At 29.6% G+C, this 18,640-nt stretch carries 10 protein-coding genes; 5 read left to right on the top strand and 5 right to left on the bottom strand.

Annotated elements, in window-relative coordinates:
• The first annotated feature begins 219 nt into the window (after nt 1–219).
• Nucleotides 220–2,925, top strand: coding sequence for an HD domain-containing phosphohydrolase (locus tag Q6H37_RS17225; RefSeq protein ID WP_318734459.1), 2,706 nt, complete (start codon nt 220–222; stop codon nt 2,923–2,925).
• Nucleotides 2,926–3,032: 107 nt separating this feature from the next.
• Here the strand turns inward: Q6H37_RS17225 and Q6H37_RS17220 are convergent, their stop codons facing one another.
• The 4 genes from Q6H37_RS17220 to Q6H37_RS17205 all read right to left on the bottom strand — a co-directional run bounded on the left by Q6H37_RS17220 (nt 3,033) and on the right by Q6H37_RS17205 (nt 6,581).
• Nucleotides 3,033–3,611: an AAA family ATPase gene (locus Q6H37_RS17220; protein ID WP_318734457.1), complete on the bottom strand. Its 579-nt coding sequence runs from the start codon at nt 3,609–3,611 to the stop codon at nt 3,033–3,035.
• A 15-nt stretch (nt 3,612–3,626) separates the two neighbouring features.
• Complete coding sequence (locus Q6H37_RS17215) at nt 3,627–4,925, bottom strand: MFS transporter (protein ID WP_318734454.1); 1,299 nt, start codon at nt 4,923–4,925, stop codon at nt 3,627–3,629.
• 147 nt (nt 4,926–5,072) lie between these two features.
• The gene (locus Q6H37_RS17210) at nt 5,073–5,726 is read right to left on the bottom strand and encodes a bifunctional 2-keto-4-hydroxyglutarate aldolase/2-keto-3-deoxy-6-phosphogluconate aldolase (RefSeq protein WP_318734451.1); all 654 of its coding nucleotides are present in this window, start codon (nt 5,724–5,726) and stop codon (nt 5,073–5,075) included.
• Between the two features lie 66 nt (nt 5,727–5,792).
• Nucleotides 5,793–6,581 (bottom strand): IclR family transcriptional regulator, encoded by a 789-nt coding sequence (locus Q6H37_RS17205; protein WP_318734448.1) that lies wholly within the window; start codon nt 6,579–6,581, stop codon nt 5,793–5,795.
• Between the two features lie 1,042 nt (nt 6,582–7,623).
• Here Q6H37_RS17205 and Q6H37_RS17200 point away from each other — a divergent pair.
• The 3 genes from Q6H37_RS17200 (at nt 7,624) to Q6H37_RS17190 (ending at nt 15,516) form a co-directional block, all read left to right on the top strand.
• Nucleotides 7,624–11,034, top strand: a complete 3,411-nt coding sequence (locus Q6H37_RS17200; protein ID WP_318734446.1) for a methyl-accepting chemotaxis protein — start codon at nt 7,624–7,626, stop codon at nt 11,032–11,034.
• Nucleotides 11,035–11,477: 443 nt separating this feature from the next.
• The gene (locus Q6H37_RS17195; protein ID WP_318734443.1) at nt 11,478–12,452 is read left to right on the top strand and encodes a glycosyltransferase family 2 protein; all 975 of its coding nucleotides are present in this window, start codon (nt 11,478–11,480) and stop codon (nt 12,450–12,452) included.
• Nucleotides 12,442–15,516: a GtrA family protein gene (locus Q6H37_RS17190; RefSeq protein WP_318734440.1), complete on the top strand. Its 3,075-nt coding sequence runs from the start codon at nt 12,442–12,444 to the stop codon at nt 15,514–15,516. Before Q6H37_RS17195 ends, Q6H37_RS17190 begins: the two co-directional genes overlap by 11 nt.
• 143 nt (nt 15,517–15,659) lie before the next feature.
• Here Q6H37_RS17190 and Q6H37_RS17185 read toward each other — a convergent pair whose 3' ends face one another.
• Nucleotides 15,660–16,697, bottom strand: coding sequence for a PocR ligand-binding domain-containing protein (locus Q6H37_RS17185; protein ID WP_318734437.1), 1,038 nt, complete (start codon nt 16,695–16,697; stop codon nt 15,660–15,662).
• Between the two features lie 511 nt (nt 16,698–17,208).
• Between Q6H37_RS17185 and pepV the strand changes: the two genes are divergently transcribed.
• Nucleotides 17,209–18,600, top strand: a complete 1,392-nt coding sequence (pepV, locus tag Q6H37_RS17180) for a dipeptidase PepV (RefSeq protein WP_318734434.1) — start codon at nt 17,209–17,211, stop codon at nt 18,598–18,600.
• The last annotated feature ends 40 nt before the right edge of the window (nt 18,601–18,640 follow it).

Raw genomic sequence — 18,640 nt, 5'->3', positions numbered from 1 at the left:
CATTGTCCTCTGGAAAGTTATGTCGTATTATGATTATTGTTTAAATTTTAAATAGATATTTGTAAGTATAAGTTATATAATATAGATAAGTTAGAAAATATGTAAAATTATAAATATTTTGAAAAGTTTCTTTGCATGGATGGATTTTTATTATGATTATCTCTCATTATATGAAAATAAAGTGTAATAATTTCATTATTATGTAAGGTGGTGGTAAGCGTGGAAAAGAAGAAATATTCAATGAGATTTGCTATTAATGTTTCATTTATTATACTTATAATAATTACCTTTAGTTTAATAGCTTACTTTGGTGTTTTCAGTTGGAAATCGGCTAAAGAAAATATTCTTACCAAAATTAATAATGATACAAATAAAGATATACTAAATAATGTAGAGAATTTTATAAACAATCCATTATATATTAATGAAACAAATCATAATTTAATTCAAAGTGGTACGGTAAATCTTAAAGATAAAAAAGAACGTGAAAGGTATTTTTCAGGAGTAATTAAATCAAGTAATGACCAGGTATATAGCTTTAGCTATGGTACAGAAGATGGAGAATACTATGGAGCACGAAGAAATAATAAAAATGAAATTGAAATCATTGAAAATAATTCTGAAACAGATGGTAAATCACGATACTATTCTATTACAAATGATTTAACTTCGGGAAAACTAGTAGATGAAACTGAAAAATTTGATCCACGTACAAGAGATTGGTATAAAGCTGCAAAAGAAAAACAAAAACCAGTATTTTCACCAATTTATAAGCATTTTGTAATGGATGATTTAGCCATTTCTGCAGCATATCCCATTTATGATAAAAATGGTGTTTTACAAGGAGTTTTAGGAACACATATTATTCTTTCAGAAATAAACAATCATTTGAGGGAAATTGCTAAGAATAAAAATGCAGATATTTATATTTTAGAAAGAAGCACAGGACAATTAGTTGCAAATTCAGTTAAACAACCTAGTTTTAAAAATTTGGGAGATAACAAAATAAAAAGAATAAATGTTGAAGAAATTGATAACAAGCCAATAACAGAATCATATGCAAATTATAAAAAGAGTTTAAAAAATGAGTTTTTAATAAATACTAAAAATGATAAATTTAATGTTACATTTACTGATTATAAAAAAGAAGGTATAGATTGGATAATTATAACTTCCATTCCTGAAAGCCAATTTACAGCTGTAATGTCAAAAAATATTAACGCATTTATGTTATTGTCAACTATTATTCTTATTTTAGCAATATTAATATATATTAAAAGTACAGGAAATGTGCTTAAACCAATTTATAATTTAATAGATGCCACAGAAAGATTTTCAAAAGGAGATTTTTCTTACAGGGCAAAGATTTACAAAAATGATGAAATTGGAAGATTATCAAGTTCATTTAATAATATGGCAGAACAATTATATATACTTATAAATAAACTTGAAGAAAAGGTGAAAGAAAGAACAACAGAATTAGAAAAAACAAATATTATATTGAAAGATAAGGAGAGAAGCATACGACTCCTTTTGGATTCTACTGCTGAAGCTATATATGGTATTGATACAAATGGAAATTGCACTTTTTGTAATGCCAGCTGCTTAAGAATGCTTAGATATGAAAATGAAGAAGAATTAATTGGGAAAAATATGCACTTACTAGTTCATGCTAAAAATTCAGATGGGACAATCTCTCCTGTGGATGAGTGTAAAGTTTTTAATGCATTTACTAAAGGTGAATGTACACATGTAGATGATGAAGTACTTTGGAGATCAGATGGAACTTCCTTTCCTGTGGAATATTACTCCTATCCGCAGTATCGTGATGGTAAAATTATTGGTGCAGTAATAACTTTTATGGATATTACTAAACGTAAAAAATCAGAAGAAGATATTATCTATTTAAGTTATCATGATCAACTAACAGGTTTATATAATAGGAGATATTTTGATGAAGAATTAAATCGAATAAATAATGAGAACAGCATTCCATTAACTATTGTTATGGCTGATATGAATGGATTAAAGCTTGTAAATGATTCTTTTGGACATGCTGTAGGAGATAAGCTCATAAAGAAGGTAGCAGAAATAATGACAAAAGGATGCAGAGATAAAGATGCTGTTATTAGACTAGGAGGAGATGAATTTGTTATTTTGATGCCAAATACTGAAATGCATGAAGCAGAACACATTATTAATGGTATTAATGATATGACATTAAAAGAAAAGGTAAAATCAGTTGACATATCTGTTTCCTTTGGATATGCAACTAGAAAAAGTACTGAAGAGACTATTGATGAGATACTTAAAATTGCAGAAGATAGCATGTATAAGAAAAAGCTTTTTGAAAGTCCTAGCATGAGAAGTAAGACAATAAATACTATAATTAGCACCCTATATGAAAAAAATGAAATAGAACAAGAACATTCACGTAGGGTTTCGGAACTATGTAAGCAGCTTGGAGAAGCTATAGGTATGCCTAAGGGAGATATGGAAGAACTTAAAACAGCTGGATTACTTCATGATATAGGTAAAATAGCAATAGGAGAATGCATCCTGAATAAAAAAGGAAAACTTACAGATGAAGAATGGGAACAAATAAAAAAACACTCAGAAGTAGGATATAGAATACTCAGTACAGTAAATCATATGTCGGAAATGGCTGAATATGTATTGCACCATCATGAAAGATGGGATGGAATGGGGTATCCTAAAGGATTAATGAAAGAAGAAATACCACTTCAGTCAAGAATTATAGCTATAGCTGATTCTTATGATGCAATGACAAGTGAAAGAAGCTATAGAAAGGCTTTATCAGAGAAAATTGCCATAAATGAATTAAAATCCAATGCAGGCACTCAATTTGATCCAGAGCTTATAGATGTATTTATTGAAAAAGTATTAGGAAAATCATTTGGATAAAGCTTAAATTAATTGTTGCCAAATATGATTTTTTAATTGAAAAAAGAACACAAATAGATTTGTGTAAATTACAAATCTATTTGCGTTCTCATGCTTTATTGTAATGTTTAATGAAAATCTTTTTTTAGTATTTCAAATAAATCATCAGGATTGATATCTTCTTTACTATTATCAAATTCTATCATTGTTATATTCTTCCATAGGCACTTTTTTGATCTTAAGCTCTCTATAAAAGGATCCCAATTTTTAAGTTTCCATTCATCTCTTTCAAGATTGCGATCCTTAATTCTTTTAAATAAAATTTTAGAATTAACTGATACCTTTAAAACTATAGGTATTGAATCTTTCCAATCATACTTTTTTTTAAGCTTTTCTATATAATTTTCATCTGAAAAGTAACCAATAAATGGAGCATCTAGTACTACTGAAATACCATTTTTTATATTGTCGTCAGCAATTTCTAATAAAGTTTCGTATTCAAGAGGCATTATTTCAGTTTGATAAAAATTGCAGCCATCTCTTTCGTTAGGGGAAAGTCCTTGGGTTTCTAAAAGTTTTCCTGTAAATTTATTACACACAATATCCTTATCCAAATATGTCAAGTGAAAGTAAGATGATATTATTTTTCCAACTGAGGATTTTCCAGAGCCTGCAGGCCCAACTAAAAATATAACTTTAGGTGTCATATATTATTCCTCCTTTTATTCTCTAGCTTTTTTTAAGAATACTCCATAGGAAATAGCACCTAAAATAAGCAGTCCTGCTCCTATTAAGAATACACTATTAATGCTTCCTGTTTTATCAAGTATAACACCTGTTACAATTGGAGCTAGTGCTGCACCTAAAAAACCACCAAAATTTTGAATGGCACCTAAGGATGCAACTTGTTCACTTGGAGCAACATCAGCAGCAAGAGTCCAAATAACTCCAGAAGGTAGTTGAGAAGCAAAGTAACCTATGCAAAGTAATAGTATACTAAAAGAAGTACTTTTAACAAATGGAAGAGGGGCTACCGATATTGCTGCAAGTACTGCGCCACCTACAATAGGAAATTTACGAGCAGTTATTGCTTGAGTACCTTTTTTAATTAAAGTGTCAGATAAAAGTCCACCTAAAAGCACACCAATAATACCACATAAATATGGCAAAGCTGCAATAAATCCACTTTGTGTTAGAGAAAAGCCACGTTCTTTTTGTAAGTAAGCAGGAAGCCACGTTAAGTATACCCATATGGTAAACATTATCCCAAAGTTACCTATAATCATGAACCAAGTGTTTTTGTGCTTAAAAAGTTCACCCCAAGAAGCTTGTTTTTTTGATGAATTTCCTTTTTTGGATTCTACGGCAGCTTCTAAAGAACCTTTTATAGCTATTGTTTCTTCAGAAGTAGGATCTCTATAAAGTTTTTGCCACACTAATAAAACTAAAAGACCAAGTACTCCTATTATAATAAACATACTTCTCCAGCCAAAGGCAATTAATAATAAGGTTAAAATAGGTGGAGCAATGGCGTTGGAAATTTGAGATCCTGTGTTTATAATTGCAACAGGTAGTCCTCTTTCTTGATCTGAAAACCATTTTTGATTTACTTTTAGTCCTGCTGTAAAGAATGGTGATTCAGCTATACCTAAAATCATACGCATAAGGTAAAATAAAGGATATGAACTTATAAAAGCGCAAATAATGGTTGCTGTTGACCAAAATCCAGAAGCAAAAGAAAACATTTTTTTGGGCCCGAACTTGTCAACTAACCATCCAGATGGTAAATTGGCAATGGCATAAGGCCATAAGAATGCAGAAAGTAAAAGTCCCATTTGGGTTGATGATAACCCGAATTCTTTAGCAATTGTAGTATTAGCAACACTAAGATTTGCTCTGTCAAGATAATTGACAATAGCTCCAATTAGTAGTAAAATAACAAAAGTCCAGCGAATGTTAATTTTTTTAGTATTTAATGTTTCTTTATAAGATGCAGTTTGAGTATTTTCATTTTGTTTCATTATGTAGTTCCTCCAATCATACATTATAATCGTTTTCACATTACGTAAATATCTTTGATGTATGGTTTCAAGTACTTCAGATTTTTTTGTAAAGTACACGACCAAATGCTTTTACAAAAAAATCTTCAATACTGAAACAATTTAATGTTAGTTATTTAAGCGGCATTCTTTAACTGCTTTTAAAAATAGTTTAGCTGCTTCAGTTACTTTTGAGTAATCACCATCTTTTTGAGCAGCTTTAGTTATAAAACTGCCAATACCAAGACAGGTTGCTCCTGCTTTAAACCAATCTTTTGCATTTTCAGGAGTAATACCTCCACTTGGCATAATAGCTGTTTGTGATAGGGGAGCTTTAACTGATTTAACATAAGCTGGGCCCAAAAATTCTGATGGAAATAATTTAACAATGTCTGCTCCAGCTTCTATGGTTGATACAATTTCTGTTGGCGTAAATGCCCCACTAATAATAACTGTTTGATATCTATTTCCCATTTTAATCATATCGGGATTTAAATTAGGACTTACTAGCATATTTGCGCCTGCTAAAATAGCAGCACGTGCAGTTTCACTATCAAGGACAGTACCTGCTCCAATGACAAGCTTTTTATCTTTATATTTTTCAGATAATGTTTTAATAATTCCTAAAGCATTTGGCACACTCATAGTGATTTCTAATGCTAGAATACCACCTTTTATAGCTGCTTCTGCTACATCTAGTGCTTCTTTTTCATCATCCAGACGGATCATTAAAAGAATTCCTGTTTCTTCAATTTTTTTCAGGTTATCTAATTTTTTCCACATGTAAAATTTCCTCCTCGTAATAAATGTGATTGATAATGATATAAAAAATAAATTAGTTCATTAAAATTAAGTTAAGTATAATTTACTGCCCATGTAGCCAAGTCTTTTAGAAATTTGCAAAGCAGTATTTGTTACTGCTTTTGAAATAAAAATTTTCTTTTCTTCAGTTATACTGTTGTATAAGCTTGCTACACTGATAGAAGCAATAGGATTATTAAATTGATCATAAATTGGAGCACCCATACAGTACATTTCGCTGTTATCTTCACGATCATCAATGGAATATCCACGTTTCTTTATTTCGCGCATATCCTTTAATATTTCTTCTAATGTAGTATTAGAAAATTCCGTTTTTGGCAATAAAGGATTTTTATCCAATATTTTTTTGATTTTTTCTTCAGAATAAGCACTTAATAAGGCTTTACCAACTCCAGTTGTATATATGTAACGTCTAGAACCAAGTTTAGCTGTAGGTTTCATAATAGAATGATTTTCAGCTTTATCTAAATATACAATATCTCCATTATCTTCTATTCCAAGAAATACCGTGCTTCCTGTTTTTTTATTTAATTCTTGAATATATGGTCTGGCAGCGTCAGTAATACCAAGGTTTGAAAGATATGCACTTCCTATTTCAAAAGCCAATAGACTTAGTTCGTAGGTTTTTAGTCTATTGTCTTCTATTTGAAGTAATCCCTTATTTACTAATGTTTGAATTAATTCAAATGTACTACTTTTAGGCCATCCCTTAGTACTACAAATTTCATTTAATGTTAAAGCGTTTTCACTGTGTGCTAAAAGTACGAGCAAGTCTACTACTCGCGCAGCCGATTTATTTTCTTTAGGTACAGACATAATATCACCTCAATCACTTTAAATTCACATATGTGAACTGCGTTCGCAACTAGTTACAAATGTAATATAAACATTTTTTCATCATTTGTCAACATTTTTTATTTAAAGTTTTATTATAACCAAATATTATTAATGTATTAATTTCAAAGTATAAATAAACTAAAAGTGATAGCAAACTTAAAGAATCAACCTTCACCCTCAATTCTCAACTAGATAAGTTGCTTTGCATAATTTTTAAATTAAGAAAATTGAGCAAATTATTTTTTGCAGATAGCATGTATAAGAAAAAAGTTGAAAGGACAAATATGAGAATTAAGACAACAAATACATAGTTAGCAACTATTTGCCGGAATTAACAGCAAAATGAATTAATATACTACGTAAAAATGTAAATGTTGAAATTTTGTTATAATTTAGTATAATGATAATAAGTAAATAACTACTTGTTCAACTTTTGCACATACAAAATTTTAACTTAGATATAATAAGCATAGTGTGAAGCAAAACTTCACAAGTTAAGAACTAACAATGGAGAACTAATAGTGGGAGCTGAAAAATCCACATTAGCTATTAATTAATCCCCCTTAACTAGTAACTTACATAATCATAATTCAGAATATTGTGTAATAAAGAAATATTGAATAGTTAGCTTCAATACTTGCAATAATGTTTTTAAAACAATGGTAAAGTAAATGAAAAAGGAATCGAAAAAATACTATAAAAGTAAATAATAAAAAGTAGTGGAAAATTAAATGTAATTTTGTTATTTAAGTCATTTCAAACTTATCACAGCTTTTGAATATGCATATCAGGGCTTATCCTACCAGTTAAGCATAAAATATCAATTTTTAATTTTAAGTAAGTCAGTTAAGGAGATATAATTTATAGTTTTAGCAGGATTATACTCTAGGAATTCCATAAAACATTTTTAATGATTAAAGATGGGAAGTGTTAACAATGATAGATACTTGATAAATTATAAATATACCACTTGAAAATACAGTACAAAATTAAATTTTGCAAAAGTTAGGGAGGTATAGTAATGAAATGGTTTTCTGATTTAAAAATTAGTACAAAATTGATGTTTGGCTTTATAGTAGTAGCCTTAATGTATACAATAAGTGGCATTTATGCCATTAATCAATTAAGTTTCTCTTCAAATCATGGTGCTGTTAATGTCAACAGAGCTATAATCACAATGATTGGAATGATTATCTTTGTCATCATAATATCTATGTTAATTGGATTTTTCATTTCAAGATCAATTGCAATCCCACTTAAAAAAATACTATATGTAATTCAAGAAATGGATCAAGGTCATCTTAGTGAAAGGGTGAAAATAGATTCCAATGATGAAATAGGACAAATATCTAAAGCAATGGATAATTTTGCAGATGAACTGCAAACAAAGGTTATTGGAGTAATGAATAGTATCTCTCAAGGAGATATGAGTATGGACATAATTGAAAAAAATAAAAAGGATGAAATATCTCCAGCTTTAAAGAAAACTGTAGAATCTATAAAATCTTTAGTACAAGATGTAAATATGTTATCACAGGCTTCTTTGGAAGGTAAGTTTGAGGTGAGGGCAAATGAATCCAGACATCAAGGAGAATATAAAAAAGTTATAGAAGGGGTAAATGGAACCTTAGACACAGTAGTTGATAAGGTTGTATGGTATGAGGCTATTATAGATGCAATTCCTTTCCCAATTCATGTAACGGATAATGATATGAAATGGACATATATGAATAAGGCTTTCGAAAGGCTTATGATTGAACAAGGAGTTGTTAGAGATCGTAAATCTGGATATGGACTAGCATGCAGTCATGCAGGTGCTAATATTTGTAATACAGAAAATTGTGGAATAAAGCAGCTGCTTAGAGGTAAAGCAGAAAGTTTCTTTGACTGGTGTGGCATGAATAATAAACAAGATACTTCATATGTAAAGAATAAAAAAGGTGAAAATGTTGGATATGTTGAAGTTGTAACAGATTTAACACCTATTATTAAAGTTGCTGATTATACAAGAAATGAAGTTAAGAGGCTTGAAGAAAATTTAAAATTGTTGTCAAAGGGAAATACTAATTTTGATTTTAACATCAAAGAAGCAGATAAATATACTGTAGAGGTTAATAAACAGTTTGAAGGAATAAATAACAGCTTAAAAGATGTTAAGAGTGCAGTTGATGGACTTGCAGCTGATGCTTCAATGTTATCTGATTCAGCTCTTCAAGGTAAATTAAATACCAGAGCAGATTCTGAAAAACATCATGGAGACTTTAAAAAAATAGTAGAAGGAGTAAATGCTACTCTTGATTCAGTAATAGGACCATTAAATGTTGCAGCAACCTATGTAGATAGAATAGGTAAAGGTGATATACCATCCAAGATAACAGATGATTATTCTGGAGATTTTAATGAAATAAAGAATAGTTTAAATAACTGTATAGATAATGTGACTTTATTATTAAAGGATGTAAATATGTTGGCAGAAGAGGCTATAGAGGGTAGATTTGAAACAAGGGCAGAAGCAGTAAAACATCATGGTGATTTCAAAAAAGTCATAGATGGTATAAATGGAACTTTAGATACAGTAGTTGATAAGGTTGTATGGTATGAGGCTATTATAGATGCTATTCCTTTCCCGATTCATGTAACGGATAATGACATGAACTGGACATATATGAATAAGGCTTTTGAAAAGCTCATGATTGAACAAGGAGTTGTTAGGGATCGTAAATCTGGCTATGGACTAGCATGTAGTCATGCAGGCGCTAATATTTGTAATACTGAAAAATGTGGAATAAAGCAGCTGCTTAGAGGCAATCCAGAAAGTTTCTTTGATTGGTGCGGCATGAATAATAAACAAGATACTTCATACTTAAAAAATAAAAAAGGTGAAAATGTTGGATATGTTGAAGTTGTAACGGATTTAACGCCTATTATAAGGGTTAGTAATTATACAAAAAATGAAGTCAATAGACTTGAAGAAAACTTAAAATTACTGTCACAAGGAAACACTAGCTTTGATCTTAATATTGAGGAAGCAGATAAGTATACTGCAGAAGTTAATAAACAGTTTGAAGGAATAAATAACAGCTTAAAAGATGTTAAAGGTGCAGTGGATGAACTTATAGCTGATGCTTCAATGTTATCTAATGCAGCTCTTGAAGGTAAATTAGATACTAGAGCAGATGCTGAAAAACATGGAGGAGATTTCAAGAAAATAGTAGATGGCATAAATCATCTAGTTGAAGCTGTAGTAAAACCTATTAAAGAAGTTACTAATGTTATGAGTGAAATTTCAAAGGGTAATTTAGATGTTTCTGTTAATGGAGATTATAAAGGAGAATTTTTACTATTAGCACAATCTGTAAATAGTACAGCTGTAGATTTGAGGCATGTCATTCAAGAAATATCAGGTATTATAGAACAAATAGCTGAGGGCAATCTTGCTATTGATCATGTAAGAGAATTTAAAGGAGATTATGTAAGTATTTCAAATTCATTAAATACAATATTAGATTCTTTAAATGATGTAATTGGTGAAATGAATACTGCTTCAGAACAGGTATCTACAGGTTCTAGTCAGGTTTCAGATGGCAGCCAAGCATTATCACAAGGAGCTACAGAACAAGCTAGTGCCATTGAAGAGCTAACTTCTTCTGTAACTGAAATTGCATCACAAACTAAAGAAAATGCTGTTAATGCAAATGAAGCAAATCAGTTATCTCTAAAAGTAAAAGAAAATGCAGAACAAGGTAATTTAGCAATGGCTGAAATGCTTAAATCAATGTCAGAGATAAATGCATCTTCAGCTAATATTTCAAAAATAATAAAAGTAATAGACGAAATAGCTTTCCAAACTAATATATTAGCACTTAATGCAGCAGTGGAAGCAGCAAGAGCAGGTCAGCATGGTAAAGGCTTTGCTGTAGTTGCTGAAGAAGTAAGAAATCTTGCAGCAAGAAGTGCAAATGCAGCTAAGGAAACTACAGCACTTATTGAAGGTTCAATAGATAAGGCTGAAAAAGGAACTGAAATTGCAAATGATACAGCAAAAGCTCTGTATGAAATAGTAGATGGTGTATCAAAGGTAACCACTCTCATAGCAGAAATAGCAGCATCTTCTAATGAGCAGGATACTGGTATTTCTCAGATAAATTTAGGGCTTGAACAAGTATCACAAGTGGTTCAGACAAATTCAGCAACAGCAGAAGAAAGTGCAGCAGCTAGTGAAGAACTTTCAAGTCAGGCAGAAATTCTTAAAGATATGGTTTCTAAATTCAAACTTAGAGGTGTCAATATGAATTTATTTAGAAAAGAAGTAAATTCACATAAGAATAGACATCCGCAAAGTGGACAAATGAATTTATCTTTTAAAGAAGCAGCGATTTCATCAAATAAACCTAAGATTGCACTAAGCGATAAGGAGTTTGGAAAGTACTAAAATATTAAAAGTTGAAGATAGAAGATTAAAATTTATATAAAAGCATCTAAGTTATATTTTTAATTTAGATGCTTTTACTTTTTATAGATTTTGCACATTCTAAAAATATAATAACTTTTTAACCTTGTAAAATTAATAAATAAACTAAAAATGACAACAAGCTTAAAAAATGTAGATGAATATGATATAATGTGTATGCAAATTTACAATAATGGAAGTTTAGATGGTATAATGTAAGTATATAATATGTGGATGACATGTATTTAAATAGACTTAATACACATTTAGCAATATGTGGTAACCTAATATGATTAATATTTTATTACAAAAATTGTATTTTTATGAGGTGATTTAAATAAATAAATATAATTTAAATTTGTCAATTATTTTCAATGAGATAAATATATTTTTGTAATAAAATGTTTAGAAGGGGAGAGTAAGTTATGAAATTAACTGTGGTTGTACCTTCTTATAATGAAGGCAGTGCTATAAGATTAACCTATGAAAAATTAAAGGATATATTGAAGAGCTATTGTTTAACACAAAAGTATGACTATGAATTTATTTTTGTTGATGATGGCAGTAAAGATGATACTCTAAATGTGATTAAGCAGTTTCAAAGATTTGATACTCATGTTAAATATATATCTTTTACTAGAAATTTTGGCAAAGAAGCTGGTATTTTAGCAGGGCTTGCTTATTCCAGTGGGGATGCAGTGATTTTAATGGATGCAGATTTACAGCATCCACCAGAATTAATTCCTAAAATGGTAGAGTATTATATTGAGGGATATGATCAAGTAGTTGCAAAACGAAATAGAACTGGAGATTCAAAATCAAAAACACTTTTCTCTAAATTATATTACAAAATGGTTAATCATTTAGTGGATGTAAAGCTTGAGGATGGAGTAGGAGATTTTCGCCTTTTAAGCAGAAGAGCTGTAAAAGCCTTGCTGTCCATGCATGAATACAATAGATTTTCAAAAGGTATGTTTTCTTGGATCGGCTTTAATGTAAAAGTAATTGAATACGAAAATCAACAAAGAGTTACAGGGACAAGTAAGTGGAGTTTTACAAAACTTGTTCAGTATGGGATTGATGGTATATTATCATTCAACAATAAACCTTTGAGATCAACATTGTACTTAGGGTTTTTAATGGTGATTTTAGGAATAGTGTATATATTGTATTCCTTGATCCGCGTTTTAGTAGTTGGAATTGATACTCCAGGATATTTTACTATAATATCAGCAATTTTAATTATGGGAGGTGCACAGCTTTTATCAATTGGTGTAATAGGTGAATATATTGGTAGAATTTATTATGAAGTAAAAAAACGTCCACATTTTCTTATAGAAGAAACAAATATTGAGAGAGTAAAACAAAAACGCTACTGGGAGGACAAATATGAGGCATAAGATAAAGCAATGCTTTAGGGATTTAGTAAATAAAGATAGCAATATTTGCAATTTTTTACGATTTGGAATAATTGGAGTAATTAATACTGTTCATTATTATATATGGTATCTTCTTTTACTGTGGTTAAAGGTTCCATATGTTGTTAGTCATACTATTGCCTTTACTTTGAGTATGATTGGATCATATTTCCTTAATTGTTTCTTTACCTTTAAGGTAAAGCCAACTTTAAAAAAATTTATTAAATATCCGCTAACTACTTTAGCTAATTATTTAATTTCTACATTTTCTTTGGTTTTGTTGGTTAGAATTTTAAAAGTAAGTCTTTCAATTGCGGCACTTTTAGCATCCATACTTCCAATACCAATAACATTTATAATGACACATAAAATATTGAATTCAGATGCACGAAATGAAAAAAAGTTTCATATATCTATAATTAAAAATTTATTTGCACTTGTTATTTTATTTCTTTTTTCTTTAGGATGTCATTTATATATTTATCAAAATGGAAAGTTGTTTGGAAAGATAGGCTTGGATAATGCTTCTCAGCTTATGTACTTTGTTACATTCCTGCAAAAGTCTTTTATTTCCGGACAGCATTTTTGGTCATGGAGTTATGGACTTGGAGGAGATATTCTTGGTGAATTTACTTATTACTATACTACAAGTCCATTTTTTTATTTAATGCTCATATTTAGAAAGTTAGGGATTGGGACCTTGACTTTAGGTGGTACTGTTCACTGGAGATTGATTTTTAGTATATTCAGGCAATTTTTAGCTATGGCAATTTTATATTTATTATTAAAGTATGAGAAAAAAAGTACATATACATCTTTAATAGGAGCTGCTACATATGGTGGATGCATTAGCTTTATATGGTTTTCTCTCTTTTTTGATTTTATGGCAGATTCCTATGTATGGTTACCTCTTACCATTTTAGGATTGAGGATATATGAAAATACTAAAAAGTGGTATCTTCTTGTTATTAGTGCAGCATTAACTGTAGCTAATAGTTTTTACTTTGGATTTATTAGTTTTATTTTTTACATAATATTTATTATTGTATTTACTAAGGTTCATGGGAAGAATATTAGAGAAAGAATAAGTTCATTTTTTAATAATATTTTAAAATATGGTGTATTTGCTGCAATAGCTGTAGGATTATCAGCTGTGGCATTTATTCCTTCTGTTTTAGCTTTTTTGAAAACAGACCGTTTTTCAACTGAAACTAAGACTCCTTTGTTTCATACGCTTAACTATATGCTTACAATCCCTGATAGATTCTTTTTTTATGCCAGTGTTTTGGGATTCCCACTAATTATGCTAATTATTTTTGCACTGCCATGGAAAAAGCTTTCGTGGGTGACTAAGAGAAAAACAGTGCTTGTAGGTATATTTTTTCTTATGTTTTTAACTCCTTATTCTGGAGCGTTTTTTAATGGGCTTTCATATTCTTCCGATAGATGGTTTTATTTATTTATCTTTGCAGTAGCTTATGCAATTCCAGATTGGCTGGAGGAAAATGATAAATTTAAGAGTGTAGGTTTAGTTTTCTTCTCTATTGTTACTGTATTATCAGTAGTACTTTATCATTCAAAACAGTTAAAGGGATTTGATTTTAACATTCAAAGCAGAGAAATAACTGATAAAGTAAATATTCTAATTTTGTCTGCAGGGCTTATATGCCTTTTAGCAGTAGCTTTAAAGAAGTATGTTTCAAAAAAATATGTAAAGCTTATTTTAAACTGTATTATAGTTTTGTGTGTAATGATTGGTCTTATAACCAATAGTAATAGTTACTTAAGTATTTCAAAACCTGATATGACAGGTGAATCATTAAAAAATTCTTGTATGGATAATGAAGAAGAACAGCGAATATTTAGCAAATTGACTCCATCTAAAAATGAATTTTATAGATCAATTTTTAGAAATGCAGTTCAGGAAAATGCACCAATGAGCTATGATTATTATGGTACAAGTGCATATAACAGCATGGTTGATGGAAATCTTCATAAATGGTTAAAGGTTGATCATAATATTTTAAGTACTTTTGTAACTCCTAGTGCATATAAAAATTTTGATGATAGATTATTTTTAGGGACTTTTTTTGGAAGCAAATATATAGTTGACAATAAATATGATACGACCTTTAATCCTTATGGATACTCGCTTGTTAAGCAAACGGATAATTATAATGTGTATGAAAATAAGAATAATGTAGGCTTTGATTTGTGGTATAGCACTACCATGGACAAAAATACTTATAATAATATGAATGTTGCACAAAAGGATTCAGTACTTCTTCAAACAGCTGTAGTTGATAAAAATGTGTCTGGATTAAATAGTTCTCCAATTGATAATTCAGTAACTGAACTTACGTTAGATTGGGCAAATGCAACTACTAGAAATATGAAGTATAAAGATGGAGTTATAGAAGCTTCAGATAACGCAACTATGAATATTCCAATTAAAAATAATAATCAAAATTTTAATGGGGAAATACTATTTTCAATGAATTTGAAACCTTCAGATGGACAGGAATTTAGATTGATGGTTAATAATAAAATTACAATTAAATCAGAGGAACAATACCCTTATGTATATCCTATTTATCAATATACCTTTACATTTGATGGTAATACTAATATGCTAAAATTAAGTATTTCAAAAGGAAAATATAAAATTACTAATTCTCATGTATGGTTTAATTCATATGAATTTTATAAAAATTGGGTAAATGAGAGAAACAAATATAATATGGAAAACCTATATGTAGATGGTGAAAAGGTTAAAGGAACTATAAATAATAATGAAAAGGGAATAATGGCTTTTAATATACCATTTAATAAAGGCTGGTCAGTTAAGGTAGATGGAAAAAAGCAAGAATTAATTAAGGTAAATGGAGTTCTTATGGGGCTAGTTCTAGAGCCTGGTTCTCATAATATAGAAATGAGTTTCGTTACACCTGGACTTATAATTGGAGGCTTTATAAGTGCTGCTGTAATTATTTTTATAATAATGCTTTATATTTTCAGCAATAAAAGAAAACCTCACAATGGTTAATGTAAAATAATACATGATTTTTTCGTATAATGTGTTTAAAAATAAAATTATAGATTTAGATATATTAAAAAGAGCTTGTCATAATGCACATGTGCACTTTGATAAGCTCTTTTTTAGTGAATTATAAAGAAATTATAAGAACATTATATACTTGAGTTTAAAGATTCAGCTAGTTCTAAGGATGCATCTATTTTTTTCATAATATCTTCTATATATTGTTTGTGATTTTCTATTACTACACCAGTTTTACTAACGCCATCTTCTACTGATTCCATTCCATTTCTTATACTATTTAGTATAACTTCTATTTTCTTTGCAGAATCCACACTTACTGAAGCTAATTTTCTTACTTCGTTAGCAACTACAGAAAATCCTTTACCTTGTTCACCTGCTCTTGCTGCTTCTATAGCAGCATTTAAACCAAGTAAATTGGTTTGGTTTGCTACAGTTCTTATGAAACTCAATATATCATCAGTTTCGTTAACCTTTTCCTTTGATTTAGAAGAAGATTCAAGTAAGGAACCAGAAGTTTCTACAAGAGAATTTACTTGTGATGATAAATTATGAATTCCATCAGATAATGCTTCTATGTTTTTTATTAAGTCTTTAGCTATATTTTTAAATTTATCTGATTTCATAATATTTATTTTTTTATCATAACCCATTCTTGATAGAGCATTGGCAAATATAAAAATTAAGTTTGCTGCAGCCTCTATTTTATCTCTTGATACAATTGGAATTTTTCTTAGTGCATTTATGTATTCATCTTCATTAACACCTATTTCTCTAGCTATTTTTCTAAATTTTTCTTCCTCAGGAGGAGCATCCAATACTTGTCCGCCCACTATAGAACCTATTTGAACACCATCTACTATAATAGGTGCTGCAAAATCTACTAAACCAGCATGACAGCTATAAATAGCAGGTTTGTTAGTTTTTGAAGCTGTTCTTCCACCTTCAATATCACAGTTTATACATCTTTTATTGCCTTCTACTGATCCTCTGGTATATTTCATACAAAAGTCTGAAAAATTACTAGGAGATGTAACATTACCTTCCTTATTATCTACGGAAATACTGGCCATACCCATTGCTCTTGCAAAATTGTCTTGAAATTGTTGTAATAATTTTAAATCAATAAGAGAGCTTATAGTAAAATCAAAATCATTTTTAGAATCCATAGTTATCAACCTCCAAGCATAGTGTAATTTAGCGTTATTAGTATATATTGGGTTAAAAATGACATTTTTAGACAATACTGACAATGTGAAATTAATGAAAAATTAAGTATAATATGAAATTTCATAATTTATTACATTAATTATACAATAATCTAGGTTATTGTACAAGTTATGAATTTAATATAATTCAATTTTATATTAATTATTACATATTTTTATGCTGTTTACACTATAATACAATATTTTAATTATGTTACAATTTTTTTTAAAAATAAAATTTTTACAAGATATTTTGATACAAAATTGAATGAAAATTATCATTATAGAAATATAAATTCAATAAAAAATTCATAACTATTGAAAAAATATAATAACCGGTATACAATATAATCATGTTAAATGCAATATTAATTTATGAAAAAGTATGGATTACTTTTGTATTAAAAGTAGTTGCATTTAAAAAATTTCATATGACTATTATGAAGAACATTAAAGAATAGGGGGAATTAATATGAAGCTCAATGAAAAAATTGATGGTTTAAAGGAAGAGCTTATTAAAGCAAGTCAAGAAGTGGTAAGAATTAAAAGTATTGAAGAAGAAGGAAAGTCAGGAATGCCTTTTGGTGAAGGTGTATCAAAAGCACTTGATAAGGCACTTGAAATTTCAGCTTCTCTTGGATTTCGTACATATAAGGAAGAAGAAGGCTATTATGGATATGCAGAATATGGTGAAGGCGAGGATTATGTAGCAGTTCTTGGTCATATGGACGTTGTTCCAGAAGGAGATAACTGGATTCATCCACCATATGGAGCAGAAATTCATGATGGTAAAATGTTTGGAAGAGGTACATTAGATGATAAGGCTCCAACAATGGCAGCACTTTTTGGATTAAAGGCTATAAAAGATCTTAATATGCCACTTGCAAAGAAAGTAAGAGTTATCTTTGGAACTAATGAAGAAACAGGAAGTTCTGAAATGCATGTGTACAACAAAAAGGAAAAGGCTCCAGTAGCTGGATTTACACCAGATGCTATGTATCCACTTATAAATGCAGAAAAAGGTATAAGAAGATTCCATGTTGTTAAGACTTTAAATTCTTGTAATTGTGGTATTAGTATTAAATCACTAAAAGGTGGAATAAGACCTAATATGGTTCCAGATAAATGTGAAACTATAATAGCTGCAAAGGATACTGAAGCTGTTGTTAAAGCTGTAAAGGAATTTGCAGATAAAATGGGATATAACATGAAAGCTGAAATTGTAAATGGAGATGTAGTTCTACATACATTTGGAGTATCAGCACATGGAAGTATGCCTGAGCTTGGAAAAAATGCTGTAATGCATACATTTGAGTTTTTAGGAACAATTTTTAAAGAAGGTTGTGATCTTGCAGATTATGTTAATTTCTTTAACAAAAATGTTGGATTAGAAACAGAAGGTACTTCACTTAAAATAGCATCTGAAGATAAACCATCAGGAAAACTATCATTAAATGTTGGAGTTGCTGACATTAATGGAGAAAAAGCAGATATGTGGATAGATATAAGATATCCTGTTACAGCTAAAGGTGAAGAAATTATGAATACTCTTTCTAAGGAATTTGATCAGTGTGGTGCTAAAATAGAAAGAGTTGAAGCTCAAGATCCTCTTTATTATGCAGAAGACAGTAAATTGGTTACAACTCTTCTTAAAGTTTATAGTGAACAAACAGGTGAGGAAGGAAAGGCTTATGGTATAGGTGGAGGAACTTATGCTAAGGAACTTCCTAATATAGTTGGCTTTGGACCAATATTCCCAGGAAAACCAGATTTGGATCACCAAGCTAATGAATATATTGAAATTGATGATCTTATAATGAATGCTAAAATATACGCTCATACAATATACGAACTTGCTAAGTAAATAGTTATATAATGTAAGATTTGATATAGTAGTTATAAAA

It is taken from the genome of Clostridium sp. JS66, assembly GCF_033561535.1.
Taxonomy (GTDB): Bacteria; Bacillota; Clostridia; order Clostridiales; family Clostridiaceae; genus Clostridium_AM; species Clostridium_AM carboxidivorans.
Note: the sequence above shows the minus strand (reverse complement) of the source record. Positions and strands in the feature narration are given on the sequence as shown.

Coding starts and splice junctions, on each gene's coding strand:
- Q6H37_RS17220 (WP_318734457.1), bottom strand. CDS start 3,611: ATGACACCTAAAGTTATATTTTTAGTTGGGCCTGCAGGCTCTGGAAAA.
- Q6H37_RS17215 (WP_318734454.1), bottom strand. CDS start 4,925: ATGAAACAAAATGAAAATACTCAAACTGCATCTTATAAAGAAACATTA.
- Q6H37_RS17210 (WP_318734451.1), bottom strand. CDS start 5,726: ATGTGGAAAAAATTAGATAACCTGAAAAAAATTGAAGAAACAGGAATT.
- Q6H37_RS17205 (WP_318734448.1), bottom strand. CDS start 6,581: ATGTCTGTACCTAAAGAAAATAAATCGGCTGCGCGAGTAGTAGACTTG.
- Q6H37_RS17200 (WP_318734446.1), top strand. CDS start 7,624: ATGAAATGGTTTTCTGATTTAAAAATTAGTACAAAATTGATGTTTGGC.
- Q6H37_RS17195 (WP_318734443.1), top strand. CDS start 11,478: ATGAAATTAACTGTGGTTGTACCTTCTTATAATGAAGGCAGTGCTATA.
- Q6H37_RS17190 (WP_318734440.1), top strand. CDS start 12,442: ATGAGGCATAAGATAAAGCAATGCTTTAGGGATTTAGTAAATAAAGAT.
- Q6H37_RS17185 (WP_318734437.1), bottom strand. CDS start 16,697: ATGGATTCTAAAAATGATTTTGATTTTACTATAAGCTCTCTTATTGAT.
- pepV (WP_318734434.1), top strand. CDS start 17,209: ATGAAGCTCAATGAAAAAATTGATGGTTTAAAGGAAGAGCTTATTAAA.